Annotated in this window: 29 protein-coding genes; 13 read left to right on the top strand and 16 right to left on the bottom strand. The window is 64.0% G+C overall.

Features of this window, described 5'->3' with window-relative positions:
* Positions 1-4: 4 nt before the first annotated feature.
* From DXY04_RS12110 to DXY04_RS07440, 5 genes are read right to left on the bottom strand one after another with little or no spacing between them, the layout of a single operon-like run.
* Positions 5-160 (bottom strand): hypothetical protein, encoded by a 156-nt coding sequence (locus DXY04_RS12110; protein ID WP_170951363.1) that lies wholly within the window; start codon positions 158-160, stop codon positions 5-7.
* Complete coding sequence (gene bioD / locus DXY04_RS07455; RefSeq protein WP_115161689.1) at positions 157-816, bottom strand: dethiobiotin synthase; 660 nt, start codon at positions 814-816, stop codon at positions 157-159. The genes DXY04_RS12110 and bioD overlap by 4 nt, the downstream gene beginning before the upstream one ends.
* The gene (locus tag DXY04_RS07450; RefSeq protein WP_115161597.1) at positions 813-1,577 is read right to left on the bottom strand and encodes a methyltransferase; all 765 of its coding nucleotides are present in this window, start codon (positions 1,575-1,577) and stop codon (positions 813-815) included. The genes bioD and DXY04_RS07450 overlap by 4 nt, the downstream gene beginning before the upstream one ends.
* Positions 1,559-2,245 carry a serine aminopeptidase domain-containing protein gene (locus DXY04_RS07445; RefSeq protein ID WP_244278618.1) on the bottom strand — a complete coding sequence of 229 codons (687 nt, stop codon included), beginning with the start codon at positions 2,243-2,245 and terminating at the stop codon, positions 1,559-1,561. The genes DXY04_RS07450 and DXY04_RS07445 overlap by 19 nt, the downstream gene beginning before the upstream one ends.
* The gene (locus DXY04_RS07440; RefSeq protein WP_115161595.1) at positions 2,245-3,384 is read right to left on the bottom strand and encodes an 8-amino-7-oxononanoate synthase; all 1,140 of its coding nucleotides are present in this window, start codon (positions 3,382-3,384) and stop codon (positions 2,245-2,247) included. Before DXY04_RS07440 ends, DXY04_RS07445 begins: the two co-directional genes overlap by 1 nt.
* 54 nt (positions 3,385-3,438) lie before the next feature.
* Here DXY04_RS07440 and DXY04_RS07435 point away from each other — a divergent pair, with 54 nt between their 5' ends.
* Positions 3,439-4,359 carry a bile acid:sodium symporter family protein gene (locus DXY04_RS07435; protein WP_115161688.1) on the top strand — a complete coding sequence of 307 codons (921 nt, stop codon included), beginning with the start codon at positions 3,439-3,441 and terminating at the stop codon, positions 4,357-4,359.
* Positions 4,360-4,381: 22 nt separating this feature from the next.
* On the opposite strand, the gene DXY04_RS07430 is transcribed toward DXY04_RS07435, so the two are convergent.
* Complete coding sequence (locus DXY04_RS07430) at positions 4,382-4,612, bottom strand: hypothetical protein (RefSeq protein ID WP_115161594.1); 231 nt, start codon at positions 4,610-4,612, stop codon at positions 4,382-4,384.
* Positions 4,613-4,856: 244 nt separating this feature from the next.
* Here DXY04_RS07430 and DXY04_RS07425 point away from each other — a divergent pair, with 244 nt between their 5' ends.
* Positions 4,857-7,631, top strand: coding sequence for an RNA helicase (locus DXY04_RS07425; protein ID WP_115161593.1), 2,775 nt, complete (start codon positions 4,857-4,859; stop codon positions 7,629-7,631).
* A gap of 2 nt (positions 7,632-7,633) precedes the next feature.
* Here DXY04_RS07425 and DXY04_RS07420 read toward each other — a convergent pair whose 3' ends face one another.
* The 6 genes from DXY04_RS07420 to dusB form a co-directional block, all read right to left on the bottom strand.
* Complete coding sequence (locus tag DXY04_RS07420; protein ID WP_115161592.1) at positions 7,634-9,067, bottom strand: class II fumarate hydratase; 1,434 nt, start codon at positions 9,065-9,067, stop codon at positions 7,634-7,636.
* Positions 9,068-9,105: 38 nt separating this feature from the next.
* Positions 9,106-10,251 carry a dTDP-glucose 4,6-dehydratase gene (rfbB, locus tag DXY04_RS07415; RefSeq protein WP_115161591.1) on the bottom strand — a complete coding sequence of 382 codons (1,146 nt, stop codon included), beginning with the start codon at positions 10,249-10,251 and terminating at the stop codon, positions 9,106-9,108.
* A 58-nt stretch (positions 10,252-10,309) separates the two neighbouring features.
* Positions 10,310-11,194, bottom strand: a complete 885-nt coding sequence (gene rfbD, locus DXY04_RS07410) for a dTDP-4-dehydrorhamnose reductase (RefSeq protein ID WP_115161590.1) — start codon at positions 11,192-11,194, stop codon at positions 10,310-10,312.
* The gene (rfbC, locus tag DXY04_RS07405) at positions 11,191-11,781 is read right to left on the bottom strand and encodes a dTDP-4-dehydrorhamnose 3,5-epimerase (RefSeq protein ID WP_115161589.1); all 591 of its coding nucleotides are present in this window, start codon (positions 11,779-11,781) and stop codon (positions 11,191-11,193) included. Before rfbC ends, rfbD begins: the two co-directional genes overlap by 4 nt.
* The gene (rfbA, locus tag DXY04_RS07400; protein WP_115161588.1) at positions 11,771-12,709 is read right to left on the bottom strand and encodes a glucose-1-phosphate thymidylyltransferase RfbA; all 939 of its coding nucleotides are present in this window, start codon (positions 12,707-12,709) and stop codon (positions 11,771-11,773) included. The genes rfbC and rfbA overlap by 11 nt, the downstream gene beginning before the upstream one ends.
* Positions 12,710-12,831: 122 nt before the next feature.
* The gene (dusB, locus tag DXY04_RS07395; protein ID WP_115161587.1) at positions 12,832-13,836 is read right to left on the bottom strand and encodes a tRNA dihydrouridine synthase DusB; all 1,005 of its coding nucleotides are present in this window, start codon (positions 13,834-13,836) and stop codon (positions 12,832-12,834) included.
* Positions 13,837-13,842: 6 nt separating this feature from the next.
* On the opposite strand from dusB, the gene DXY04_RS07390 reads away from it, so the two are divergent.
* Positions 13,843-14,310, top strand: coding sequence for a DUF1823 family protein (locus DXY04_RS07390; RefSeq protein ID WP_115161586.1), 468 nt, complete (start codon positions 13,843-13,845; stop codon positions 14,308-14,310).
* A gap of 14 nt (positions 14,311-14,324) precedes the next feature.
* Here the strand turns inward: DXY04_RS07390 and DXY04_RS07385 are convergent, their stop codons facing one another.
* Positions 14,325-14,708: a L,D-transpeptidase gene (locus tag DXY04_RS07385; RefSeq protein WP_115161585.1), complete on the bottom strand. Its 384-nt coding sequence runs from the start codon at positions 14,706-14,708 to the stop codon at positions 14,325-14,327.
* 128 nt (positions 14,709-14,836) lie between these two features.
* Here DXY04_RS07385 and der point away from each other — a divergent pair, with 128 nt between their 5' ends.
* The 6 genes from der to proC all read left to right on the top strand — a co-directional run bounded on the left by der (position 14,837) and on the right by proC (position 19,527).
* The gene (der, locus tag DXY04_RS07380; protein WP_115161584.1) at positions 14,837-16,204 is read left to right on the top strand and encodes a ribosome biogenesis GTPase Der; all 1,368 of its coding nucleotides are present in this window, start codon (positions 14,837-14,839) and stop codon (positions 16,202-16,204) included.
* 3 nt (positions 16,205-16,207) lie between these two features.
* Positions 16,208-17,116 carry an energy-coupling factor transporter transmembrane protein EcfT gene (locus tag DXY04_RS07375; RefSeq protein WP_115161583.1) on the top strand — a complete coding sequence of 303 codons (909 nt, stop codon included), beginning with the start codon at positions 16,208-16,210 and terminating at the stop codon, positions 17,114-17,116.
* Positions 17,117-17,130: 14 nt separating this feature from the next.
* Positions 17,131-17,397, top strand: coding sequence for a PipX family protein (locus DXY04_RS07370; protein WP_115161687.1), 267 nt, complete (start codon positions 17,131-17,133; stop codon positions 17,395-17,397).
* Between the two features lie 4 nt (positions 17,398-17,401).
* Positions 17,402-18,064, top strand: a complete 663-nt coding sequence (locus DXY04_RS07365; protein WP_115161582.1) for a YggS family pyridoxal phosphate-dependent enzyme — start codon at positions 17,402-17,404, stop codon at positions 18,062-18,064.
* Between the two features lie 75 nt (positions 18,065-18,139).
* Positions 18,140-18,706, top strand: coding sequence for a cell division protein SepF (locus tag DXY04_RS07360; protein ID WP_114989400.1), 567 nt, complete (start codon positions 18,140-18,142; stop codon positions 18,704-18,706).
* A 44-nt stretch (positions 18,707-18,750) separates the two neighbouring features.
* Positions 18,751-19,527 (top strand): pyrroline-5-carboxylate reductase, encoded by a 777-nt coding sequence (proC, locus tag DXY04_RS07355; protein ID WP_371634530.1) that lies wholly within the window; start codon positions 18,751-18,753, stop codon positions 19,525-19,527.
* On the opposite strand, the gene cobI is transcribed toward proC, so the two are convergent.
* Positions 19,524-20,234, bottom strand: a complete 711-nt coding sequence (cobI, locus tag DXY04_RS07350; RefSeq protein WP_115161580.1) for a precorrin-2 C(20)-methyltransferase — start codon at positions 20,232-20,234, stop codon at positions 19,524-19,526. The genes proC and cobI overlap by 4 nt on opposite strands.
* Before the next feature lie 68 nt (positions 20,235-20,302).
* On the opposite strand from cobI, the gene DXY04_RS07345 reads away from it, so the two are divergent.
* From DXY04_RS07345 to DXY04_RS07330, 4 genes are all read left to right on the top strand, one after another.
* Positions 20,303-20,863, top strand: a complete 561-nt coding sequence (locus tag DXY04_RS07345; protein WP_115161579.1) for an acireductone dioxygenase — start codon at positions 20,303-20,305, stop codon at positions 20,861-20,863.
* 21 nt (positions 20,864-20,884) lie between these two features.
* Positions 20,885-21,301 carry a hypothetical protein gene (locus DXY04_RS12320; protein WP_179948484.1) on the top strand — a complete coding sequence of 139 codons (417 nt, stop codon included), beginning with the start codon at positions 20,885-20,887 and terminating at the stop codon, positions 21,299-21,301.
* 95 nt (positions 21,302-21,396) lie between these two features.
* The gene (locus DXY04_RS07335) at positions 21,397-21,894 is read left to right on the top strand and encodes a L,D-transpeptidase (protein WP_244278617.1); all 498 of its coding nucleotides are present in this window, start codon (positions 21,397-21,399) and stop codon (positions 21,892-21,894) included.
* On the top strand, positions 21,895-22,413 hold the full coding sequence (locus tag DXY04_RS07330) for an isoprenylcysteine carboxylmethyltransferase family protein (protein ID WP_115161578.1): 519 nt from the start codon (positions 21,895-21,897) through the stop codon (positions 22,411-22,413).
* 9 nt (positions 22,414-22,422) lie between these two features.
* Here DXY04_RS07330 and DXY04_RS07325 read toward each other — a convergent pair whose 3' ends face one another.
* Together DXY04_RS07325 and DXY04_RS07320 are read right to left on the bottom strand one after the other, a co-directional pair.
* Positions 22,423-23,592, bottom strand: coding sequence for a glycosyltransferase family 4 protein (locus tag DXY04_RS07325; RefSeq protein WP_115161577.1), 1,170 nt, complete (start codon positions 23,590-23,592; stop codon positions 22,423-22,425).
* A gap of 32 nt (positions 23,593-23,624) precedes the next feature.
* Positions 23,625-25,004, bottom strand: a complete 1,380-nt coding sequence (locus tag DXY04_RS07320) for an MFS transporter (RefSeq protein WP_115010005.1) — start codon at positions 25,002-25,004, stop codon at positions 23,625-23,627.
* Between the last annotated feature and the right edge of the window lie 17 nt (positions 25,005-25,021).

Raw genomic sequence — 25,021 nt, 5'->3', positions numbered from 1 at the left:
GGGGTCAGCGGCAGACGTCACTCTTCTTTTCCGCCTCTGTGGCGATGGCGCTGCAGTTCACCCAGCGCACCAGCTGCACCTCGATGTCGGTGAACAGCACCAGAATCCCAACGCAGAGTGCTGAAACAGCCAGGGTCGCGAGGGTTTGACGTGAAGTCACGGGGACGAGCGCTTCAACACTTCTCGGAATGTAGTGGTGAGATTTTGCTCGTGCCAAAGCCGCTCCAGAACCGTTGCTGAGAGCGAGGCCTGGGGCGGGAGCTGCGCCAGAACGGGGACGTCACCGAATTGCTTGAGGGTCCCCGGGTTGTCGGCATGGAGGGGGCCGTTGAGGATCAGTCCCAACACCGTGAGATTCCGCCGTCTCAACGCTTCCAAGCTGAGCAGGGTGTGGTTGAGGGTGCCCAGTCCACTGCGGGCCACCACAACGATGGGCAACTGCCACTCCACCAGTTGATCGATCTGGAGCCAGTTGCGGGTGAGGGGCACCATCAACCCTCCAGCCGTCTCCACCACCAGGGATCCCTGATGCTGGGGAATGGCGAGTTGGGCAGGGTCGAGTGGCGTGTCGTCCAGTTCGGCGGCCCAGTGGGGGGAGACCGGCTCTCGGAAGGCATAGGCCTCAGGCAGCATCCGTTCCGGCGGGAGGTTCAACAGCTGCCGCACCCGTTCGCGGTCACCGCCGCCCTCCAGTCCGCTCTGCACCGGCTTCCAGTAGCTGGCCTGAAGCCCCTGTACGAGCCACGCGCTCACCACGGTTTTGCCGACGTCCGTGTCGGTTCCGCACACCACCAGGCGACTGACGCTGCCGTTCATCGCTTCACCATCAGGACCCACATCCTCCAGGTCAGGGCGAACCCGGCTGATGCATCGGCTTGGGGCCAAGCTCGGAAGACGGCCTTCCATTGGCCTGGGGAGAGCTGGCCCCCGTTGGTGACGGAGGCGCCGATGTTGCTCATCGGTCGCAGCAGCCGCAGTGGATTGGCGGCGCGTTGGGTGAAGCTCAGGCACTCGTCCCGTTGCACCACCCCATCTGGCAGGGCTGCCATCAGTTGCTCCCGCACCGGCATGGACAAGGCCGTGCAGGTTTGATTCGCTGCCCGGGCGGCGTGCTGCCATTGCGGAAAACTTCCAGCCACCGGCACTGCCAGGGCCAGCCAGCCCCCCTTTGGCAGGGCATCCACCCAACGCCGAAGCTGCTGGGCTGGATCCGGTAACCAATGCAAAACAAAGCTGGAGGCCAGCAGTTGCGGAGGCTCACTCCAGTTCGGTAACCCGCGGCTCAGGTCATGCCGCAGGGTGCGTGTTCCATGGGGGTGGCTGTTCAACATGGCGGCACTTCCGTCAAGACGGATCACCTGCTGGCCTGGATGAGCGACTTCCAGGGCTGCGGCCAGATGACCGGTGCCGCTGCCGAGGTCAGCCCACAGGCCGCGCCGGATGGAGCAGCGACGGCTCAGTTGGGCCAGGCGCCAGGCCATCGCCCGTTGCAGCAACGCCTCGCCTGCATAGGTCGGTGCTGCGCGACTGAAGCGCTCCAGCACCTGGTCGGAGCGAATCACAGGGCCCCCAGCCATTGCTGCACCACCGAGAGCACCGTTGGTGTGATCAGTGCGTGGCCCCAATTCGGATCCCGATGCAGGGTCAGCTGCTGCGCTCCGAGGTCATCGATCAGCTGTTGTGCTGATGCGGTGTGCACCACAGCGTCCTGTTCGCCCTGCACCACCAGCACAGGCACCGCTTCAGGCCAGCCCGTTGGCAGGCTCTGGCAACGCGCCAGAAGCTCCAGATCCTGCTGCAGCCGCTGGCGCCCCAGGCTCGTCAAACCCTGCAGCAGGGGGGCTGGGGGCAGGGCGCTGCGGGCATGGGGTGAAGCGGCTTTGTCGAGGAAGCGCTCCAGCATCGTCAGTTCCTCGTCGGTGCCCAGGGCCGCCTGCATCCCCTTCAGAGCCACCGCCACCGCGCGCCCTGCGCGCCCGTGGGGCACGAAGGCGCTGAAGCTCCCCAGCAGCACCACCGCATCGGCCTGCGCCAACAAAGCTGCCGGCAGCAGGTGCAGCCCCAGGGAGTGGGCGATCAACAGGTTGCGTCCTGGGCCGGGGGGCCATGCCGGAGCAACGGTCTCACCGCCGCTGTAGCCCCGGTCCGCGCTGGACCATTTCGCTCCCCCGTCTTCAAAGCGTTGGCGCCAGTGGGACCAGGTGCCGGCCTGGCCAGCCCAACCATGCATCGCCAGGACCTGCATCATCGAGAGCCGAGGGCTGCGAGCAGTTGCTCCAATGTGCCCTCCGGCAGGTCCCGCCGCAGCACCAGGCGCAAACGGGCGGTCCCCTCCGGCACGGTGGGCGGTCTGATCGCCACCGACAGCAGCCCCGCCTGCTCCAGCTGTTGCTGGAGGTCGAGCGCGTCCTGGTCGTCCCCGACCAACAGCGGGAGAACGGGGCCGTGTCCTGCTGGTTTCGCCCAGCCCTGGTGCGCCAGTGCTGTCCTCCAGCGTTCCGAGCGCTGGCTCAGCTCGCTTCCCCAGTTGGGATGGGCTTGGATCAGGCGCAGGGCAGCCTGGGCTCCCGCCACCAGCGGTGGGGCCAGGGCCGTGGTGTAGCGGAAGGCCCCACTGGTTTGCAGCAGCAGCTCCATCGTCGTGTGGTCCCCAGCCAAAAACGCACCTCCGCTGCCGAAGGCTTTGCCGAAGGTGCCGCACACCAAGGCCACAGGCCGTTGGAGTCCATGGCACAGCCCACGGCCGCCGGGCCCCAGCACCCCCAGGCCATGGGCTTCGTCCACCAGCAGCTGTGCACCGTGGTGGGCACAAAGGTCGGCAATGCCCTGCAGATCAGGGCTGGTGCCTTCCATGCTGAACAGGCTTTCCGTTATCACCAGTGGTGGCCGTGTTGTCGGCTTAAGCCGCTGCAGCCGCTGGTCGAGATCTTCAAGATCGTTGTGGGCAAAGCGTTGCAGCCGCGCCCCACTGGTGCGGACGCCGGCCAGCAGCGAGTGGTGGATCAGCCGGTCCACCAACACGATGGTGTGCCTGTCACTCAGGGCCGTTAGGGCGGCGATGTTGGCTTGAAATCCGCTGGGGAACAGCAGCACCCGGTCACGGTTCAGCCAGGTGGCGAGAGCTGCTTCCAGCTCCAGATGGCGTGGTCGGGTTCCGGTGATCAGGCGAGATCCACCGGCACCAACGCCATCGGAGGCCATGGCCTCCGATGCCGCTGCGAGCACATCGGGATGACGGCTGAGCCCGAGGTAGTCGTTGCTCGCCAGATCAACCAGCTGACCGGCTCCGGCGGGATCCTGCAGCTGCCAGGGCTCCTGGCCGGAGTTCAAGCTCCGCAGGCGTCGGCGGCGGGCTGGGGGGATGGGAGAAGCGTGGTCCCGCATCACAACAGTCTGGAATCCGCCTTGAACAAGGATGGCCGCAGTCCTCTGATCGTCATGACCTGGGAGCGTTTCACTCTGCTCTTTCCGCTTTGGACGTTGCTGGGAGCTCTGCTGGCCTTGCTGCATCCCCCGCTGTTCATCTGGTTCAAGGGGCCACTGATCGCCCTTGGACTCGGCGTGATCATGCTCGGCATGGGCGTCGGGTTGACACCCGCTGATTTCGTGAGGGTGGGTCGACGCCCCCGCGCCATGCTGCTGGGGGTGCTGGTGCAGTTCCTGGTGATGCCGGCCCTTGCTGCTGGGATCGCGGCGGCTCTTCATCTGCCTGCCCCGCTTGCGGTCGGCTTGATTCTGGTCGGCTGCTGCCCGGGGGGGACCGCCAGCAATGTGGTGGCTCTGATCGGCCGTGGCGATGTGGCGCTGTCGGTGGTCATGACCACGATCAGCACCCTGGCGGCGGTGGTGTTGACCCCGCGTCTCACGCAGGTGTTGGCCAGTCAGTACGTGCCGGTAGACGGTTGGGCCCTGTTCCTGGCCGTGCTTCAGGTGGTGTTGCTGCCGGTCACCGTTGGGGTTGTGCTCAAGCGTGGTCTGCCCGGTGTGGCCCAGCGGATTGAGCCGGTGATGCCTCCCCTGGCGGTGATGGCCATCGTGATGATCGTCTCCAGCATCGTGGGCAGCCAGACGGCTGTGCTGCGTCAGCAGGGGCCCGTGCTGATCCTGGCTTGCCTGCTGCTGCATGGCGGCGGCTTCCTGCTCGGCTGGCTGATTCCCCGGCTCGCGGGGCAGAGCGTGCAGGCCCAGCGCACCATCAGCATCGAGGTGGGCATGCAGAACTCGGGACTGGCCGTGGTGCTCGCCCGCAGTGGCGGGTTCGCCAGTCCCCTCACGGCGTTGCCGGGTGCCATCTCTGCAGTGATTCACTGCCTGATCGGCAGCGCCCTTGCTGCCGTGTGGAGGCGCCGCTCGCCGTAGCCATTCGCCTTAGCCGGTCGCCCTAGGTCGAGTCCCCGTTGTGGAGTTCAAACAGCAGGCGGGCGGCGAGGCCACGGGAGATGCGTCGTGTCACGAGCAGATCGCAGATCCAGGTGAACAGCGGCGGCGCATCGGTGGTGGATGCCAGGCGTTGTTCGAGGGCCTTCAGCTCCTTCACGTCGCGGCAGCCCCTCAGGGCATCGATCAGGGTGTCTTCAGCCGGCCGCGGCTTGGTGAGCTGAGAGCTGGTCACAGGCAGTGGCCCTAAATCCCCTCCGTCATGGCACTGGCGCAGTGCCCCTGTCACCCTTCGCGGCAGGGGGGCAGGCACAAAAAAAGCTCCGGTGGTCTCACCAGAGCTCGAAGCATTCTCTTTATTATTTTTCATGATCTGGCTTGGTTCCGTCAAAGGAGGTCGGCACATCTGATTGATTGCATTGGCGCGGCTTATCGCTTGTTTGAAAAGAGAGCTCAGCCAGGCTCCTTAAGATCACCCGATGAACCAATCGACACCGGCCACGCCCCGATCCGAGCCCGATGTCGATCGCAGTGCCCCACTGAATCCCTCAGAAATCTTTCCCTTCCCGCTGGATGATTTTCAGCTGGAGGCCATGGATGCCCTCAACCAGGGACATTCGGTCGTGGTCAGTGCCCCCACAGGATCCGGCAAAACCCTGATCGGAGAATATGCCATTCATCGTGCCCTGGCCCATGGCCAGAAGGTCTTCTACACCACACCTCTGAAGGCTCTCTCCAATCAGAAACTGCGCGATTTCCGCGATCAGTTCGGTGCGGAGAACGTGGGTTTGATGACCGGTGACCTCAGCGTGAATCGCGAGGCCTCCATCGTGGTGATGACCACGGAGATCTTCCGCAACATGCTCTACGCCGAGTCGGATGAGTATGACGATCCCCTGGCTGATGTGGAAGCGGTGGTGCTCGATGAGTGCCATTACATGAACGATTCCCAGCGCGGCACGGTCTGGGAGGAGTCGATCATTCACTGCCCACCCACGGTGCAGCTGGTGGCGCTCTCCGCGACCGTGGCTAATGCCGGGCAGCTGACCGACTGGATCGAGAAGGTGCATGGTCCGACCACGTTGGTGATGAGTGATCACCGGCCGGTGCCGCTGCAGTTCAGCTTCTGCAGTGCCAAGGGGTTGCATCCACTGCTCAACGAAGCCGGTACGGGTCTTCATCCCAACTGCAAGGTCTGGCGCGCGCCCAAGGGGCACAAGCGCAAAGGGCGTTCCCAGAGGCCGCCGCAACCCGAGCCACCACCGATCAGCTTTGTTGTGGCTCAGATGGCGGAGCGGCAGATGCTCCCGGCCATCTATTTCATCTTCAGCCGGCGCGGTTGTGACAAGGCGGTGCGTGATCTGGGGGTGCAGTGCCTGGTGACCCAGGAGGAGCAGGCGCGGATCAAGGAACGCCTAACCGCCTACAGCCACGACAACCCTGAGGCCGTTCGGGATGGAATTCACGCTGATGCTCTGCTGCGGGGCATTGCGGCCCACCACGCCGGTGTTCTGCCCGCCTGGAAGGAGTTGATCGAAGAGCTCTTCCAGCAGGGGGTGGTGAAGGTGGTTTTCGCCACGGAGACCCTGGCGGCAGGCATCAACATGCCGGCCCGCAGCACGGTGATTGCGGCCCTCTCCAAGCGCACCGAGCGGGGGCATCGCCCGCTGATGGGTAGTGAGTTCCTCCAGATGGCCGGCCGGGCCGGACGGCGGGGCCTCGATTCTCAGGGCTACGTCGTGACGGTGCAAAGCCGGTTCGAAGGGGTGCGTGAGGCAGGTCAGCTGGCGACAAGTCCCGCCGACCCCCTGGTGAGCCAATTCACCCCCAGCTACGGCATGGTTCTCAACCTGCTGCAGCGCCACGATCTGGCCAAGGCCAGGGAGCTGGTGGAGCGCAGTTTTGGCCGCTACCTGGCGGGGCTGGACCTCGTGGAAGACGAGGAGAACCTGTCCCAGCTGCGGTTGCAACTCAGCCAGCTGGAGGGCGTCGCCGGCGACATTCCTTGGGAAGACTTTGAGGACTACGAAAAAATGCGTGGTCGGCTCCGCGAAGAGCGGCGCTTGCTCCGCATCCTTCAGCAGCAGGCCGAGGAGACGCTGGCCAATGAGCTGACGATGGCCCTGCAGTTCGCCAGCACCGGCACCCTGGTCAGCCTTAAATCGCCGCAGCTGCGGGGGCGCGTCGCGCCCGCGGTGATCGTTGAGAAGGTGAAAGGGCCCGGTCAGTTCCCGCTGCTGCTCTGCCTGACCGATGAAAACGTCTGGATCCTGCTGCCCTGTCAGGCGGTGGTGAGCATCCATGCGGAGCTCAGTTGTCTGCAGGTGGATGGGCTGGATGTCCCGGAGCTGTCCCGCTCCGGTGAGTTGCGCCATGGCGATCAGGCCAGTGGTGGTTTGGCGTTAGCCGTGGCCCACATGGCCCGGCGCCACGACATGACCACCCCGCAATACGACCTGGCTGGGGAGGTGCTGACCCAGGCTCGACTGGTGCGGGATCTGGAGCAGGAGCAGGAGCAGCATCCGGCCCATCGCTGGGGAGATCGCAAACAGCTGAAGAAGCACCGCCGGCGCATGGAAGATCTGGAGCTGGAGATCGCTGAACGGCAGCAGCTGTTGCATCAGCGGGCCAACCGTCACTGGGAGACCTTCCTGGCCTTGATGGAGATCCTGCAGCACTTCGGATGCCTCGATGAGCTTGATCCCACGGAAATCGGCCGCACCGTTGCTGCCTTGCGGGGCGACAACGAACTCTGGCTCGGGCTGGCGCTGATGAGTGGCCATCTCGATGACCTTTCCCCCCCAGACCTGGCGGCGGTGTTCGAGGCGATCAGCACCGAGGTCAACCGCCCCGACCTGTGGAGTGGCTTCCCGCCACCTGCTGCAGCTGAGGAAGCCCTGCAGGATCTTTCGGGTCTGCGTCGCGAGCTGCTGCGGGCCCAGGAACGCGCCGGTGTGGTGGTGCCGGCCTGGTGGGAACCCGAGCTCATGGGCCTTGTGGATGCCTGGGCGCGGGGAACCTCCTGGAGCGATCTGATCGCCAACACGTCCCTGGATGAGGGCGATGTGGTGCGCATCATGCGCCGCACCGTGGACCTTCTGGCCCAGGTGCCCTACTGCGAAGCGATCAGCGAGCAATTGCGCAGCCATGCCCGTCAGGCACTGAAAGCGATCAACCGCTTCCCCGTGGCCGAGGCCGAGGATCTAGTGCCGGCCTCCGCTGCGCTCAACCCGGCAACGGAGCGGGCCGCCTGAGTTCAGGCGTCCGGAGAGGCCATGGCGCCGGGATTCACCTGCTGATCAAAGTCGGCTTCGCTGATGTGGCCGAGCTCCATGGCCGCTTGCTTCAGCGTCAACCCCTGATGGTGGGCATGCTGAGCGATGGCACTGGCCTTCTCGTAACCAATGCTGGGGGTCAAGGCGGTGACCAGCATCAAGGAGCGATCCACGAACCGCTGAATCTGCTCCCGATCCGGCTCCAAACCCTCCACCAGGTTCTGGCGGAAGCTGGTCATGGCGTCTTTGAGCATGCGGATCGACTGCAGCAAGTTGAAGCCGATCAAGGGCTTGTAGACATTCATCTGCAGATGGCCGCCTGCGCCAGCGGCTGCCACGGCGCCATCGAGACCGATTACCTGGGTGCAGACCATGGCCATGGCTTCGCACTGGGTGGGATTGATTTTTCCCGGCATGATCGAGCTGCCGGGTTCGTTGGCGGGTAGCCGCAACTCGCCCAGACCTGCCCGGGGGCCACACCCAAGCAGCCGCACGTCGTTGGCGATCCGGAGCAGGGCCACCGCCAGCAAGCGAAGTTGGCCCATCGCTTGAACGAGGGCGTCATGGCCGGCCATCACCGCGAAGAGGTTGTCAGCAGGACGAACCTTGACGCCGGCGACCCGGCTCAGCTCTTCTGCAACGGCATGGCGGAAGCCCGGCGGTGTGTTCAACCCCGTGCCCACGGCGGTGCCTCCCAGGGGAAGATCGCCGAGGCTGACCAGACAGTCCTCCAGCCATGCCTGGGCTTGTTTGAGTTGATCCCGCCAGGCGCCCACTTCATCGCCCAACCGCAGGGGCACTGCATCCTGCAGATGGGTGCGGCCGATCTTGACGATGGGCATCCAGGCCTGAGCTTTGGCATCCAAGGCCCGCACCAGGGCATCGAGCGCCGGCAGCAGCCCGTCCTTCAGGTGCTTGGCCGCGGCGACGTGGATCGCTGCGGGAAACACATCATTGGTGGATTGCGACCGATTGACATGGTCATTCGGGTGTACTGGGGTGTGGCTGCCGAGGGCGGTACCTGAAGCCTGAGACGCCAGATTGCTGATCACCTCGTTGATGTTCATGTTGGTCTGGGTCCCGCTTCCGGTCTGCCAGACCCGCAGCGGGAACTGATCGTTGTGCTGGCCAGCGGCAATGGCATCGGCCGCTGTGCAGATCAGTTCAACCTGTTGTGGGTTCAGAAGCGCATGCTCACCGTTCACCGTGGCGCAGGAACGCTTGATCCAGGCCAGGGCCTGGATGATTTCGAGCGGGATCCGTTCGTCGCTGATGGCGAAGTTCTGAAGCGACCGCTGGGTCTGGGCTCCCCAGAGCGCTTCGGATGCCACCTCAATGCCCCCCAGGCTGTCGGTTTCAATCCTGAACGGCTGCGTCATCGGGTCCATGGCGCGATCGAGCGTTGCATCGATCATCCGTGATCACTGTCCGTTGGTCGTGGCGGCGATCCGCATCAACGGACCGGTGTTGTCCCTTGAGCCTTCACCGTTTCAATGCCCAATCTGCTGCCGTCATATCCCGCCCGCTCGCGTACTTCGCTGCACCACTCCTGATGGGATAGGTACCAGTGCACGGTCTCTGCCAAGCCCTGTTCCACATTGTGGCGAGGGCTCCAGCCCAGCTCGGAACTGATGCGGCCTGGGTCAATCGCGTAGCGGCGGTCGTGGCCAGGACGATCGGTGACTGGCGTGATCAAGTCGGCGTGGGGAGCTGACTCGGGGCAGCTTTGATCCAGTTGCTGGCAAATGGCGTGAACAACCTCTTTGTTGGTGCGTTCACCGTGGCCGCCAACGCAGTAACTGCGGCCCGGCGCTCCGTTGCAGGCCGCCAGAAGCAATGCATCGACGTGGTCTTCCACATACAACCAATCCCGCACATTCAGCCCATCGCCGTAGAGGGGGATCGACTCACCTCCAGCGGCCTTCAAGGTGACCACGGGGATGAGTTTTTCCGGGAACTGCCAGGGGCCGTAGTTGTTCGAGCAGTTGGTGAGCACCACGGGAAGCCCAAAGGTGTGGTGCCAGGCCTGAACAAGGTGATCGCTCGCTGCCTTGCTGGCGGAGTAAGGGCTGCGGGGGTCGTAGGGCGTTGTTTCTGAGAAACGCCCTTCGGCGCCCAGGGACCCAAAGACTTCGTCGGTGCTGATGTGGTGCATCCGGAAGGCGTCCTGGCGTTCACCGCTCAAGCCCTCGTAGTGGCCGCGCACCGCCTGCAGCAGGTTGAAGGTGCCGTTGACGTTGCTCTCGATGAACACACCAGGGCCGGAGATGGATCGGTCCACGTGGCTTTCCGCTGCCAGGTGCATCACCAAGTCGGGGTCGGCCTCCCGCACCGCAGCCTCAACGGCTGCTGCATCGGTCAGATCCACCTGCTGAAGCCTGTGCCGATCGTTCGCCGCGCCCCCCAGTTCGCTCAGCACCTCCTCAATCGAGGACAGGTCGCTGGCATAGCCCAACTTATCGAGATTGAAGACAGTGACTGTGGTTTCCCGCAACAGCCTGCGCACGACGGCGCCGCCAATGAAGCCGGCACCTCCGGTGACCAGAACTCTGCGGCGATCTCCCAGCAGGTCGGAGGCGGAAGGCATGGACGGAACCATTGGTGAGAGCGGGTGGTGGGACATCGTTTGGGGTTGGAGTGTTGGACTCAGTCGCCCTTCATGGCGTTTTGGCTTGCTGCAACACGGTTTTCAGAGCTTGCTGCCAGTGCTCGCCGTTGAGGTCCAGGGCGGCTCGGGTGGCGGTGCAGTCAAGAAGCGAATAGGCCGGCCGTTCCGCAGGTGTCGGGTAGTTCGCTGTGGTGATCGGTTGAACGGCTGCTGGTGTGTCGATGAGCCCCAAGTCAGCACCGATTTGGCCAACGGCTACCGCCACGTCGTACCAGCTGGCGGCGCCGGCATCACTCCAGTGCATGACCGCTGGCAAGTCGCGGTCACCAGCGCTCTGAAGGGTTTGCCAGCAGGCTTGAGCGAGGTTGAGGGTGCTGGTGGGACAGCCCACTTGATCGGCGACAACACCCAGTTGATCCCGTTCCCGGTGGAGGCGGAGCATGGTGAGCGCGAAGTTTTTGCCCACGGGCCCGATCACCCAGCTGGTGCGCAGGATTAGGCCCCGGCCTCCTGCTCCAAAAATCGATTGGACGGCGGCTTCTCCAGCAGCTTTGCTTGCTCCGTAGACACCAAGAGGGTCGCGGGCCTGCTCGGGTTGATAGGGCGTTCCCTGGCTTCCGTTGAAGACGAAGTCGGTGCTGATCTGGAGCAGGCGTCCCCCTTGTTGATCAAGCCCGCGGGCAAAGGCCTCCGGTGCCCCGGCATTCACGGCATGGGCCAGCTCGGGCTCCGACTCGGCCTTGTCCACCGCCGTGTAGGCACCGGCGTTGAGAACCCAGTCGGGTTGGTGCTGTTCCACGGCGCTGCTGCAAGCTTCAGGGTCCGCCAGGTCAAGCTGCTGACGGCTGGTGGCCACCAGCTCGATTCCCTCAGGGGTGGAAGCGATTAGAGCCTGGCCCAGCTGACCGCCAGCCCCGGTGAGCAGCACCTTCATGGGAAAACGTCTCCAGCCGCCTCCACGGCTTTGAACCCTGCTGCTTTGGCATCTTTGCCCGAGAGGCTCACCTCGACCCCTTGCAGTTGCTCGATCGGCCAGGCAATGGCCAGATCTGGATCGTTCCAGACAATGGCCCGCTCACAGGATTTGTTCCAGAACCCTCGTGCCTTGTATTGCACCTCAGCAACATCGCTAAGGGTGAGAAGGCCGTGGGCGAAGCCCTCAGGAATCCAAAGCTGTTTTTTGTTCTCGGCACTCAGTTCAGCGCCGACCCAGGCGCCAAAGGTTGGTGAGTTGCGTCGGATGTCGACGGCGACGTCGTAAATCGCCCCAACCGTTGCACGCACCAGCTTGGCCTGGGGTTCCGGAGCGAGCTGGTAGTGCAGTCCCCGCAGCACGCCTTGAATCGAGCGGGAGTGGTTGTCTTGCGAGAACAGCACCGATTCGCCGATGCCTTCATCGAACTTGCGTTGGTTCCAGCTTTCGTAAAACCAGCCACGGTCATCGCCGAAGGCCTGGGGCGTGATCAGCAGGGGACCCTGCATCACCTCGCCGGACGGTGTTTTGAGTTGTTCAAGCTGCATGGCTCTCCCCCAGGCTGGACTGAAGTGCCGCGTGATCGCTCACGCTCTCTTCGAGCATTTGCAGGAGATAGGAGCCGTAACCACTCTTCTTGAGGGGCTGAGCGAGTTGATCCAGCTGTTCCGCCGTGATCCAGCCCTGGCGCCAGGCCACCTCCTCCGGGCAGCCCACCTTGAGCCCCTGGCGATGTTCGAGCGTGCGGATGTAGCTGCCGGCATCGTTGAGGGAATCGCAGGTGCCGGTATCGAGCCACGCCATGCCACGACCCATCAACTCCACCCGCAGCTGCCCTTCATTTAGAAACATCTGATTGAGATCGGTGATCTCCAGCTCGCCACGCGCTGAAGGCTTCACCTGGCGGGCCCGTTCCACGACGCTGTCGTCGTAGAAGTACAGGCCGGTGACGGCGTAGCGGCTCTTGGGCTTCTGAGGTTTTTCCTCCAGGCTCAGCACGCGGCCATCGGCATCGAATTCGGCCACGCCATAACGCTCAGGATCACTGACGGGGTAAGCAAATACCGTTGCGCCTTGGGCTTGAGCGTTGCTGTTCACCAGCTGGGGCACCAGATCATGCCCGTGAAAGAGGTTGTCTCCCAGAACCAGGGCAGCGGGGTGGCCCGCCAGGAAGTCTGCACCAATCAGAAATGCCTGAGCCAAACCGTCCGGGCTCGGTTGCACGGCGTACTCGATCGTCATGCCCCAACGGCTGCCATCGCCGAGCAAGCGACGGAATGCCTCCTGGTCGTGGGGGGTGGTGATGATCAGCACCTCGCGGATTCCGGCCAGCATCAGGGTGCTGAGCGGGTAATAAATCATCGGCTTGTCGTAAACCGGCAGCAGCTGTTTGCTGACGGCTTGGGTGATCGGATGCAGCCGCGTACCACTTCCGCCAGCAAGGATGATTCCCCGTCGCTTGGATGCGGTGCTCATCGGCTGGCTCACCGGTGTGGAGTTGGCGCCATTTCAGCACGAGAACCCTTGCGATCACTCCATTTGAGGCGATGGCAAAGCCGTTGCAACAGATCCCTCCTCTGTGGAGTTGTCTGCCGCTGTCATGCGGCGGACGCGGCAAGGGCGTCGATCTGCTGCGTCAGCAGCTCCCTGGCCTGGGCGGGCGTGGGGGCTCGCATGAGGGCATGCCGCAGTCGCGAGGCACCGGGGAAGCCCGTGCAGGTCCAGCCCATGTGTTTGCGAGCGATCAGCAGACCATGGTCGCCGCGATCCTCCACCAGACCGTCCAGTTGATCGCGGGCCAGTGCAAGCCGTGCTGACGGGTTGGGTGTGGCGGGGATCGGAAGACCAGCTAGAGCGGCGTCGATCTGTCCCACCAGCCATGGGGCTCCCATCGTGCCTCGGCCCACCATCACTCCCGCTGCGCCGGTTTGCTTCAAGCAGCGCAGGGCATCGTCGGGGCTGTTGATGTCGCCATTCGCGATCAGGGGGATTGTGAGGGCTTCTCTTACTTGGGTAATCGCGCTCCAGTCCGCAGCGCCCTTGAAGCCCTGTTCGCGGGTGCGTCCATGCAGTGTGAGCAGTTGTGCACCGGCTTGTTCCAGCTGTTGGCACCAATGCACGGGATGGGCATCACTGCCACACCAACCCAGGCGTGTCTTCACTGTGACGGGCACCGCCACGGCATCTGCCACCGCTTCCACGATCTTGATGGCGAGCTCTGGATCACGGATCAAGCCGGAACCACCCCCTTTGCTGGCAATCTTGCGCACAGGGCAGCCCATGTTGATGTCGATTAGAAAGGCCCCACTGGCTTCAGCCCGTCGTGCTGCATCAGCCATGGCCTGGGGGCGATGGTCGAACAGTTGCACGCCGATGGGCCCGGATTCCTCGGCGAGCGACTCCACCTTGCAGAGCCCATGCCCCATCTCGAGGCTGGTGGCATTCACCATTTCGGTGAACAGCAGCGCGTCGGTCGCCCAGCGCCGCACCAGACCGCGAAAGATCCGATCGCTCACCCCTGCCAGCGGTGACTGCAGCACGCGGCAGCGCAGCTGACGCGCGGTTCCATTGCCAGGAAGCTGCAGAGGGGATGAAGCAATCATGGGTCCATGCTGCACAACGCAACCGACATGCCCTGGCCGCTCAGTCGTTCATTGTTGGTGCAGATCCTCGAGGACCGCTGCAGCGATCGCTTTGTCTGCGAAAGGATTTGGGAACGTCTGGGCTATCAGCCTGCTGAACCGCAGTGGTGCGCCGGTCCCGAAACACCCTCCGAATGGGCCGATGCCTTCCCTGAGGCTCCCGAGCTGATCGCGAAGCGTCCGGCGTCGGTTCGTTTGACCCGCTCGGTTCCCAAGGAACACAAACAGCTGCTCAAACAACAGCTCAATTTCGCGGGGTACCGCATCGGTGAGTTGTACCCCCGCCGAACCCGACGGGCCACCGCCGTGAACTGGCTGTTGGCCTGGCTGGCCCAGCGGAGCGAGCCCCTGCCGGAGCAGGGGCCCCTGGGCCCTGAGCTTCCCCCTCCTGCCGATCCGGTGCAGGGGCACCCCGGCGATCTGCCGGTGAAGTGATCCGGTGGCCTAACTCAGGCCTGAATCGTGATGGGTGTGCCTTTCGGGGTGATGTGGAACAGCCTACGGGCGTGGTTCAGCGGCATGCGTACACAGCCATGGCTGCGGGGCACGCCGAAGGGTTTCCCGGCGTTCTCCTGCCAGGGGGCGGCGTGGAGGCAGATGGACTCGTTCGCGCTCACACACATCGTGAACGGCACCCCGGGAACGGTGTAGGTGCGTCCATACATCGTGGTGGATCGGTACTTCGTATAAACCTTGCTGTTGAAGATCGGTGTTGGCGTTGAGGCTTTGCCGGTGCTGACCGGAATCACGCGAACCACCTCCTGATCGCTGTTGTAGACGGTCAGGCGTTGGTCGGAGAGGTCGACCACAAGGCTGGCGACGAGCTCGAGCATGGCGAGGGAACAACTGAGCCCGCCCTAGCTGTCTCGGTTGAGACTTATTGGTCTCGCTTTGGAAGAATTTCGTTTTTCTAAGGCTTTATGGTGTCTCTGTAGGGTGAAAGATTGGCCTGAGCAGACCCTTGGCGCGTCCTGTCGTCGCAATCATCGGACGCCCCAATGTCGGTAAGTCGACCTTGGTGAATCGGCTGTGCCGCAGCCGTGAAGCCATCGTTCACGATCAGCCTGGCGTGACGCGTGATCGCACCTACCAGGACGGCTACTGGGGCGATCGGGAGTTCAAGGTCGTCGACACCGGTGGACTGGTGTTCGACGACGACAGCGAGTTCCTGCCGGAGATCCGGGAGCAGGCAGCTCTGGCGCTCGAGGAAGCCAGCGTGGCTCTGGTGATCGTGGACGGTCAGCAGGGGCTTACGGCCGCTGACGAGTCCATTGCGGAATTTCTACGCAGTCACCGCTGTCCCACGCTGTTGGCGGTGAACAAGTGCGAGTCGCCGGAACAGGGCCTGGCGATGGCCGGCGAATTCTGGGGCCTTGGCCTGGGTGAACCCCATCCGATCTCGGCCATCCACGGCGCCGGCACCGGAGAACTGCTGGATCAGGTGCTCACCTTTTTCCCCCCGAAGGATCAGGAGGGTGACGAGGAGGAGCCGATTCAGATGGCCATCATCGGACGGCCGAATGTCGGGAAATCCAGTCTGCTGAATGCCATCTGCGGAGAGCAGCGGGCGATTGTCAGCCCGATCCGCGGCACCACCCGCGACACGATTGACACCAGCATCATTCGTGAGAATCGTCCCTGGCGCCTGGTGGACACGGCGGGCATCCGCCGGCGGCGCAGCGTCAACTACGGCCCGGAATTCTTCGGCATCAACAGGAGTTTCAAGGCCATTGAACGCAGTGATGTGTGTGTTCTGGTGATCGATGCCCTCGATGGGGTGACCGAGCAGGATCAGCGCCTGGCGGGTCGCATTGAAGAGGACGGCCGTGCCTGCGTGGTGGTCGTCAACAAGTGGGACGCGGTGCAAAAAGACAGCCACACCATGACGGCGATGGAAAAGGAGCTGCGCTCCAAGCTCTATTTCCTCGATTGGGCTCCGATGCTGTTCACCTCTGCGCTCACCGGCCAGCGTGTGGAGAGCATCTTTGCCTTGGCTGCCCTGGCGGTTGAGCAGCACCGTCGCCGCGTCAGTACCTCCGTTGTGAACGAGGTGCTCAAGGAAGCACTGAGCTGGCGCAGTCCCCCCACCACCCGCGGTGGACGCCAAGGAAAGCTGTATTACGGCACCCAGGTGGCCAGCCGGCCGCCCAGCTTCACCCTGTTCGTCAACGACCCCAAGTTGTTCGGAGAGACCTACCGGCGCTATGTGGAGCGTCAGATTCGTGAGGGCCTCGGTTTCGATGGCAGCCCGCTGCGTTTGTTCTGGCGCGGCAAGCAGCAGCGCGATGCCGAACGCGACCTGGCCCGTCAGCAGAGTCGTAAAGGCTGAGCCATGGACTGGTTGCGCCAGGTCCCGATGGGTCAATACGTCGATGGCTCCACGGGTTGGCTCCGGCGCTTGGACCCTCGCCTGAAGCTGGCCTGGTCCCTTGTCTTTCTTCTTACGCCTGTTCTGGCGGGGCCCCTCTGGCGTGTTGGCCTGGTGGTGGCTCTGGTGCTGATCACCCTCGGTAGTGGACTGGCTCGTTCGCTGTGGTGGAGGTCTGTGCTGCTGCTGACGGCCTTGGCCGTTGTGGTGGGCCTCCTGTCGATGTTCTTGCCGGCTGTGGATCCCCCTGCGGCCTTCCCGCTGCGCAATCCGGCCGAGCTTCCGGGGCTCAAGACGGAAGGCCCCTCCTGGGATCTGTTGCGCCTCGGCCCACTGCAGTTGGGCGGTCTCCAACTGGGGCCGCTGGTGGTTGATCGGGCCTCGGCGCTGCTAGGGCTGCGAACGTCCACCTTGATCTTCACCGTGATTCACAGCGTCAACCTGATGCTGATCACGACCCCGCCTGAGGATCTGGTCTGGGCCCTCAGCTGGTGCCTGGCTCCCTTGCAGTGGCTGGGATGTCCTGTGGAGCGGCTGGGGTTTCAATTGCTGCTGGCTCTTCGCTTTCTGCCTCTGGTGCAGGAGGAGCTCCAGAATCTGCTGCGCTCTCTCGCCAGCCGTGCGGTCAACCTGCGCCAGCTGGGCTTCAAGGCCGGTTTCGGCCTGGTGCTGGCCGTCGGAGAGCGGCTGCTGGCCAACATTCTTCTTAGGGCTGAGCAGGGGGCCGATGCCCTGGTCGCCCGTGGGGGTCGAATTCTCGGTCCGTCGTACTTCCGCATGCCGCCTGATCGGGCTGCTCCCCTGCTGAATTGCCTGGCGATGGTCGTTCTTGTGTTGGTGATTGGGCTCCGTGGTCAGTACGGTGCTCTATGAGCTCCGATCACGGCATGGCGTCCGAGCGATATCTGAATCACCCCACCTTCGGGATGCTCTATCGGGTGGCTCCGGCAGGTGAAGGCCGTGACGTCTACGCCACCTTGTATGCCCAGCGCATGTTCTTCCTGGTCACCCTGCAGCCCCGTGGCGCTCAGTTCGAAGTGATTCCCTACGGGGATGCGCGGCACCACGCTGAGGTGCATCTGGGCCGTTGCCGTCGTGATGGCTCGGACGAGCTGGAGTCCTGGAGTCAGCTGTTCGATCAGACGTTCATCTGAACCCTTGACCGATACCTTCGCTGCGCGTTGGCAGGCGCTCCAGGCATGCCGCCCCTCTTCATCCAGGCTTCTGGCCGTCAGCAAGGGGCATCCGGCCGCGTCCGTGCGTTGCGTGGCTGAGCTTGGTCAGCGCGATTTCGGGGAAAGCCGCGTCCAGGAGGCTCTGCCGAAGCAGGAGGAGCTGATCGATCTGAACCTGCGCTGGCATTTCATCGGTCGCCTGCAAAGCAACAAAGTGCGGCCGGTGGTGAAGGCCTTCGACGTCATCCACTCGGTGGATTCCCTGTCGCTGGCCGAACGGGTGTCGCGCATTGCCGTGGAGGAGGCCCGTCAGCCTGAAGTGCTGCTGCAGGTGAAACTGCGTCCTGATCCCAGCAAAGGGGGGCTGTCAGCCGATGAACTCGGCGCCATCTGGTCTGACCTGCAGGCTCTGCCGGGGTTGCGGATCTCGGGTCTGATGACCATGGCGCCGCTCGACATGGCTGCAGATCAGCGCAAGACGTTGTTTTCCGACTGCCGTTCCCTGGCGGATCGGCTGGCCTTGGCGGAGTGCTCGATGGGGATGAGCACGGACTGGAAAGAGGCTGCTGAAGCGGGCAGCACCTGGCTCAGGATCGGTTCGGCCCTGTTCGGCCCGAGATTGGTGTCAACAGACGCTGCGAATTGACTTGCCCCGCCGCAGCGAAAACGGTATCCAGGGACATGGTTTTCGAACCACATTCAGACCGAGAGGAATCCCAAGGTGTCGCTGATCTCCCGTCTCCGTGCCGTCGTCGCTGGCGATGACTATCTCGATGGCGAATTGGATGATTTCGCCTACGACGACGAGCAAGATGACCAGGACCAGCGCGCCCTGCAGGCTGACGGTGGTGCGCTGGCCACCATTGGAGATTCCAACCCGTTTGACCTGGGTGGTGATCTGCCTGGATCCAACGTGATCGGCATGCCCGGCATCAGCAATGCTGTGTCCGAGGTGAATGTGATGGAACCCCGCAGCTTCGATGAAATGCCCCGGGCCATTCAGGCTCTGCGGGAGCGCAAGACCGTCATCCTCAACCTCACGATGATGGAGCCCGACCAGGCCCAGCGTGCCGTTGATTTCGTCGCTGGTGGCACCTTCGCGATCGATGGACATCAGGAGCGCGTCGGCGAGAGCATCTTCCTGTTCGCCCCCAGCTGCGTCACCGTGACCAACACCGGTCAAGACGAAGCCTCGGCTCCAACGGTGGTAAGCCGTGAGGCCGATGTGGCGGATGTCGACGAATCCGCCAGTGCACCCTCACCCGCCTGGGGAGCAGCAGCTCTCTGAAGCCCGCAGTGCAGCCCGCTTTCGGTGTGATCGGCCTGGGTCGCATGGCTCAGGCCCTTGTGGTTCCTCTCTTGGAACGTGGACGGATTCCGGCCGACCAGCTGTTGGCGGTGGTCGGAGGATCCGGCTCACTTGAGCAACGGCGTGGGGGCCTTCCGGCTGGCATCGGTTTGGTTGCGGCTGATGACCCTTCCGCTCAGCAGGTCTGGACGGCTCCGATGCAGCTGCTTGCGGTGAAGCCGCAGCAACTCGATGCCGTTGCAGCAGCTTCAGGACCTGTTGTGGGTCAACCGCTGCTCATCTCTGTGTTGGCGGGGGTGTCTCTGGCACGGTTGCAGCATTTGTTTCCCGGTCATCGCTGTGTGCGGGCGGTGCCTAACACCCCTGCGCTGGTGGGAGCTGGTTTGACGGCTCTGGCCTGGGGGGAGGGAATCGACCAAGGGCAACGGCATCAGGTGCGGCAGCTTTTCGCCGATGTGGGCGAAGTTCTGGAATTGGCGGAAGCCAAGCTCGATGCTTTCCTGGCGCTCACCTCATCGGGCCCTGCCTTTGTGGCCTTGGTGGCGGAAGCCATGGCTGATGGGGCTGTTGCTGCCGGTCTTCCCAGGGACCTAGCCCTGCGGCTGAGCCACCGCACCCTGGCTGGAACGGCTGAGCTGCTGGACCGTCGCAATCTGCACCCTGCCCAGCTCAAGGACATGGTCACCTCCCCGGGGGGCACCACCATCGCCGGCGTTCGCGCGCTCGAACGCATCGGCCTGCGCTCCGCCTTGATCGAAGCAGTCGTCGCTGCTGCGGAACGCAGCCGAGAGCTGGCCTAGGGCAGCACCTCCGGCCAACTCTGCCGGATCAGCAGCAGCGAGAAGTAGGGGCGAGGTTCGGCCGCAACTGCATCCGCGCAACAGATCTGCTGGTCGGGCCAGCCGACCCGCTCGGCAAACAGGGCTTGTTGCAGCAGGCCTCGCTGCTTCAGCAGGGGTTGCACCCAACTCCAGCGCCGACCGAGCTTCAGCAGGGCCACAACTTGCCCCGTTGCCGCGGCGGTGTCCAGCACCCGCTCCAGCTCCTCGGGTGTGTCGGGGCAAGGGCGCAACAGCAGTTGGTCCTGCTGCAGAGCGAGGGGCCAGAGGCCCGCAGCCGCGGCTGCTGAGCAGGAGGTGATGCCGGGAATCACGTTGATGGGACAGTCGGGCCACGCCTGACGGAGGGCTAGCAGCACGTAGCTGCAACTCGCAAACAGCGACGCATCTCCCTCACACAGCAGTGCCACCTGCTGGCCGGAACGGATGGCCTGCTGCAGCTCCTGCGCCGCCGCTCCCCAGGCGGTGCGCCGCGGTTCGGCGGCGTCCACCATCGGGAACAACAAGGGCAGACGCTGATGGTCGCTGCGGATCCAGGCCGCGGCGATTTTGGCGGCCATGCTGTCGGCCCCCGGTCGTCCGACCGGGTAGGCCACCACTTCCGCTTGGCGGATGGCTTCAACGGCGGCCAGGGTGAGCAGGGAAGGATCGCCGGGGCCGACCCCCACCAGTGTGAGACCCCCAGTCGTGGCGGGATCGATGATGGTCAGCAGTCGATGCGCCCGGGGTCCAGACGATGAGTCGTCTCAGCATCTTTCCAGACGAAAGCTCAGCCCATGCTGCGAATGGGCCCATGCCTGCTCTGGAGAGCAACGATCCGGCCGTGATTCAGTCGGAGCTCAGCCGCCGGGGCATCGGCTTTGAGCAATGGCCGGCGGAGCAGGGTCTGCCGGAGGGGGCCGACCAGGCCACCATCCTCCAGGTCTATGCCGATGCCATTGCCCGGGTTCAATGCGATGGCGGTTACGCCACGGTCGACGCGATTCGGATGACGCCGGATCACCCCGATCGCGAGCTCCTGCGCCGCAAGTTCCTTGAGGAGCACACCCATGCCGAAGACGAAGTGCGCTTTTTTGTGGAAGGGTGCGGCTTGTTTGTGCTGCACATCGGTTCCGAGGTGCTCAGCGTGCTGTGCGAACGGGGCGACCTGATGCGGGTCCCTGCTGGGACCCGTCATTGGTTTGACATGGGCTCTCAGCCTCAGTTCTGTGCTGTGCGTTGGTTCAACAACCCCGAGGGATGGGTGGCGCAGTACACCGGCAGCAGCATCGCCCAGCGATTTCCCAGGCTTGACTGAGGGGGCGTTCCAGACACCTTGATGCGTCTCCACCGCTTCCTTGCTGCGCTGTTGCTGGGTCTGCCCATGGCAACACCCATCCCTGTTGCTGCCGAGGATGCTCCTTTGGCACCCGAGGTTCAGCGCCGGGTTGCCGTGGTGGTGCTGGCCCGCCGCATTCGCGGCTATGCCGCCATGGCCAAGGCCAGCAGCGACTGCCAGGTGGAGAAGGGGCGTCTGCCGCGCCGCCAGGCCCGCCAAGCCCTGGCGATTTCGCTCGAGGAGTTGGGCATCAGCAGGCGCGTGCTGGATGACAGCTGCGCCTGGATCCAACCAAGGAGGCTGAAGCGCTGCGGCTGGCCGAAAACGAGCTCTGAACCTTTTCTCGACCTGGGTCTCAGAAGGGGGGCGGTGAGAGCGCTGGCTTTTATTCCCTCGGCGAATAAAAACCGCCCATAGGGTTCCGGCCTGTTTGCCTGGCTGCTGTGGTCGTTCGGTCGTGTCTCGCGTTGAAGCTGCTGGCGCTGTTGGTCGTGCCCTGTTCTGCCGCTGAGATGGATCTGGCCTCTGCCTCCAGGCTCCCCACCACGTCGCGATCCATCTCCACCTCCGCCAATGAGTCGGTTTTGGTGCTGAACCGCACCACGCGATCCCTCCCGCGCACGGGCGACCCCATCTGGAGTTTGCGTTTGGAAACCCCTGGTCAGCCCGTGCAGCACTTCGATGCCGTCAGCGGTCGGGCCCACCGTCAGAACGCCGATCGCCATCGCTCCGGCACCCGCGCGCCGCTCCCCGCCGGTCGCTACGTCCTTGGGCCGGTGGAGCCCCTGGGTCCCGCTGATCCAAAGGAACTCGGGCCGATCTGGATTGGGATTGAACCGCAGTTCCCCACGGGTCGAGGTCATCTGGGCATTCATCTCGACCCCAGTGCCAACCGCAATGCAAACAGCGGCACGCTCGGCTGTGTTGGCTTGATTCGCTGGGACGACATGCAGACCCTGGCGGGTCTGGTGCAGCGCCGTAACGTCCGAACATTGGTGGTGAGCGAGTGAATGTTCTCCGATTGGGGCTTCAGTTGGGGCGGCTGGTTGGACAACCGTCGGGGTGAGTGGTGGCTGCTGGCCCAGCTGCTGCTGATCACGGCCCATCTGCTGCCGGTCTGGCCAGCTCCCGCCAGCTTCGGTGTGGCGATTTGGCCCCAACCCTTGTTCGGGCTGGGCCTGCTGCTGTTGGCTTTTGGCCTGTTTCGGGCCCTTGAGGCGTTTCGCTGTCTCGGGGCCAGCCTTTCGCCGTTGCCAGCGGCCAAGCCGGCGAATCAGTTGATCGCCACAGGCTCCTACGCCATCTGCCGGCATCCCTTGTACCGGGCGGTGTTGCTGTGTTCCGCAGGAGTGGTGCTGGCCACAGGCAGCCCGCTGCATCTGTTGCTGTTGGTCAGCCTGGCGGCTGTGCTGCGGGGCAAAGCCCGCTTCGAGGAGCAGGGGTTGCGGGCGCTGCATCCGGATTACAGCCAATACGCCGCAGTCACCCCGGCGATTGTGGGCTGGTTTCCTGGCTTGGACTGGCGCTGATCGCCTGGCTCAGGCGGCGACCGTGCTGGTTTGCATCAGGTCGGCATAGAGCTGTTCGAGGGCGTCGATGTTGCTGGAAATCGTGTAGCGCTCCAAGGCGCGGAGCCGAGCTTTGCGGCCCAGTTCCGCGGTCAGCACCGGCTGGTCCCTGAGCACCGGCAGCAGCGTGCGCAACTGGGTGGTGACGCCCTGGGTGCTCAGCACGATTCCCGCCCCTTGCTCCAGCACCTCGCCATCGGCACCGGCATCGGTGGCCACGCAGGCTGTTCCGCTGGCCATCGCCTCCAGCAGGGCCAGCGACAGGCCCTCCACAAGGCTTGGCAGGATGAAGACCTCAGCGCACTGGAGCAGTGCAACCCGGGTGTCCAGGTCTGGCTCGTGGCCCCACCAGAGGATCCGATCGTCGTTGAACTGGTTCATCAGGCTGTTGCGCAGCGGCCCGTCGCCGACGATCACCAACCGGCAGCCCTCCGGTGAAACCAGCCGCCAGGCCCGCAGCAGGGCTTCAACGTTCTTCTCCGTTGCCAGGCGTCCCATGTAGAGGAAAATCCGTTCTCGCCCCAGCCGTTGCCGCACCTGCTGATGCATCAGCGAAAGGGTGCCGGGGCTGGTGGGGCACCAGCGGTCGGGGTCCACACCATTGGGAATCACCGTCAGTCGATCGGCGGGAACGCCCAGGCGCTCGAGAAAGTCCGCCTGAAGCTGTGAAAACACGATCACCCGGTCGTAGCGAGCCAGGGCCGGTGCATACAGCTGGTATGTGAGCTGTTGGGTGCCCGCCGTCAGGTTGCGCAGGCCTGCATCGAAGGGGGGATGAAAGGTGGCCACCAGGGGAACGCCCAGCTGCTGACAGAGCTCCGGCAGGCGGAAATCCAGGGGTGAAAGGGTGAGGCTGGCGTGCACGAGATCGGGCTGCAGCCGCTCCAGGGACTCCCTCAGCTCCCGCTGTGCCCCGGGGGAAGGGATCGTGTAGACCTGCGATTTGACCAGATAAGGCAGGCTGACGTCCGGATCGTTGGCCAGCAGCGATGTGTTGTCGCGCTCCGGGCTGCGCGGGTTATCGAAATGGATGAAGTGCACCTGATGCCCGCGTTTGCGCAGGGCCTCCGTGGTGCTGATCCCGTAGGACACATTCCCGCAGAAGGGAGACTTCTTGCCGAGCCACGCAATCTGCGCCAAGCGGGTTGGGCCTCCTCAGGCGAAACGGCAAGTTAGCAGCGTTGCCACGGCCGTTCGATCAACGCTGCCACCAGAGCCAACCCCGCCAGCAGCCACAGCACCGGTTGGAGACCAATGCTGCTCACCAAGGTGCCCGCCAGCACCAGCGGCAGGCTCAGGGCGATGTTGATCAGGTTGTTCTGCAGTCCAAACACCCTGCCGCGCTCGGTTTCGGGGGTTTCTTCCTGAATCGTGGTCTGGGCTGGGATCGCCACCAGAGCTGCTCCGATGCCCAGGATTCCGCAGAGGCTCAGGGTGAAGGCCAGGGATCCCCGCAGCTGGCTGAGCAGCACCAGGGTCCAGGTGATGGTTCCCAGGCCTGCTGCCGTGAGCCGGCGGCGGCTGAACCGATGGCCCAGCTGGGCGATCACCACAGCTCCGATTGCCATGCCCAGTCCACTCATGGCCAGCAAGGCACCAAAGCCTGAGGGCCCCAGGTTCTCGATCAGGGCAGCCAGCTGGAGCGCCAACACGTAAAGCGCTGCCAACAGGCTGTAGAGCAGCACCAGATGAATCATGGCGCCACGCACTGAAGGCACCCGGCGAAGCACCTGCAATCCTTCGCCGATCTCCGTCCACACCGATGTATTGGAGGGGGGCTTGGGGGCTTCCTGCAGCTTCAGGCGCGACAGGCTGAGGGCCGCAAGGCCGTAACAGAGCGGGAGCAGCAGAAACTCGCCGCCATCGATGCCGATGATCGCCAGGCTGCTGTGCAGGGCACGAAGAATCGGTTCCCCCAGCGCGAAGCCCAGGATCGTTGCCCCCATGCTGGTGGCTTGATAGAGGGAGTTGGCCGCTAACAGGTGATCTCCCGGCACCACCACAGGAATCGTGGCCTGTTCGGAGGGGGCGAAAAACTGGGTCAGGATTGACTCCAGGAAGGTCATGCCCACCAGCCCCCAATAGCCCCAGGGCAGACCAAGCCAGATGGGCCCCGGCAGCAGACAGAGCGGTGCGAACACCACCAACAGGGCTCGGATGGCGTTGCTGGCCACCATCACCCGACGCTTGGGCCAGCGGTCAGCCCAGACCCCAGCCACCGTTCCCAGCAGCATGGCCGGGATGGTGTTGGCCACAAAGATGCCTGTGGCCAGGAGGGTGATCACCTGGGTGCGTGTGCTGATGTCGAGGCCGTAATCCGAGGCCATCTCCGCCAGCACGCCGCTTCCCTGCCCCTTCAGCAGCAGGTGCTGATCGATTAGGAAGACCATCAGCACGATGTAGAACTTGTCCGCCAGCTGGGAAAAAATCTGCCCCAGCCAGAGTTTGCGGAAGTCCTTGAGGCGCAGCACGGCTTCCAAGCCACGCTTTCCCTCCGGGTTGCTGCCGGTAGGCAGAGCGGGTTCAGGGGTGGTGAGGCTCGGTCCGCTCAAGGGGCAATTGCATCGCG

Source organism: Synechococcus sp. UW86 (assembly GCF_900474085.1).
Lineage (GTDB): Bacteria > Cyanobacteriota > Cyanobacteriia > PCC-6307 > Cyanobiaceae > Parasynechococcus.
The sequence above is the reverse complement of the archived record's forward strand: the minus strand, read 5'-3'. Positions and strand labels throughout refer to the sequence as shown.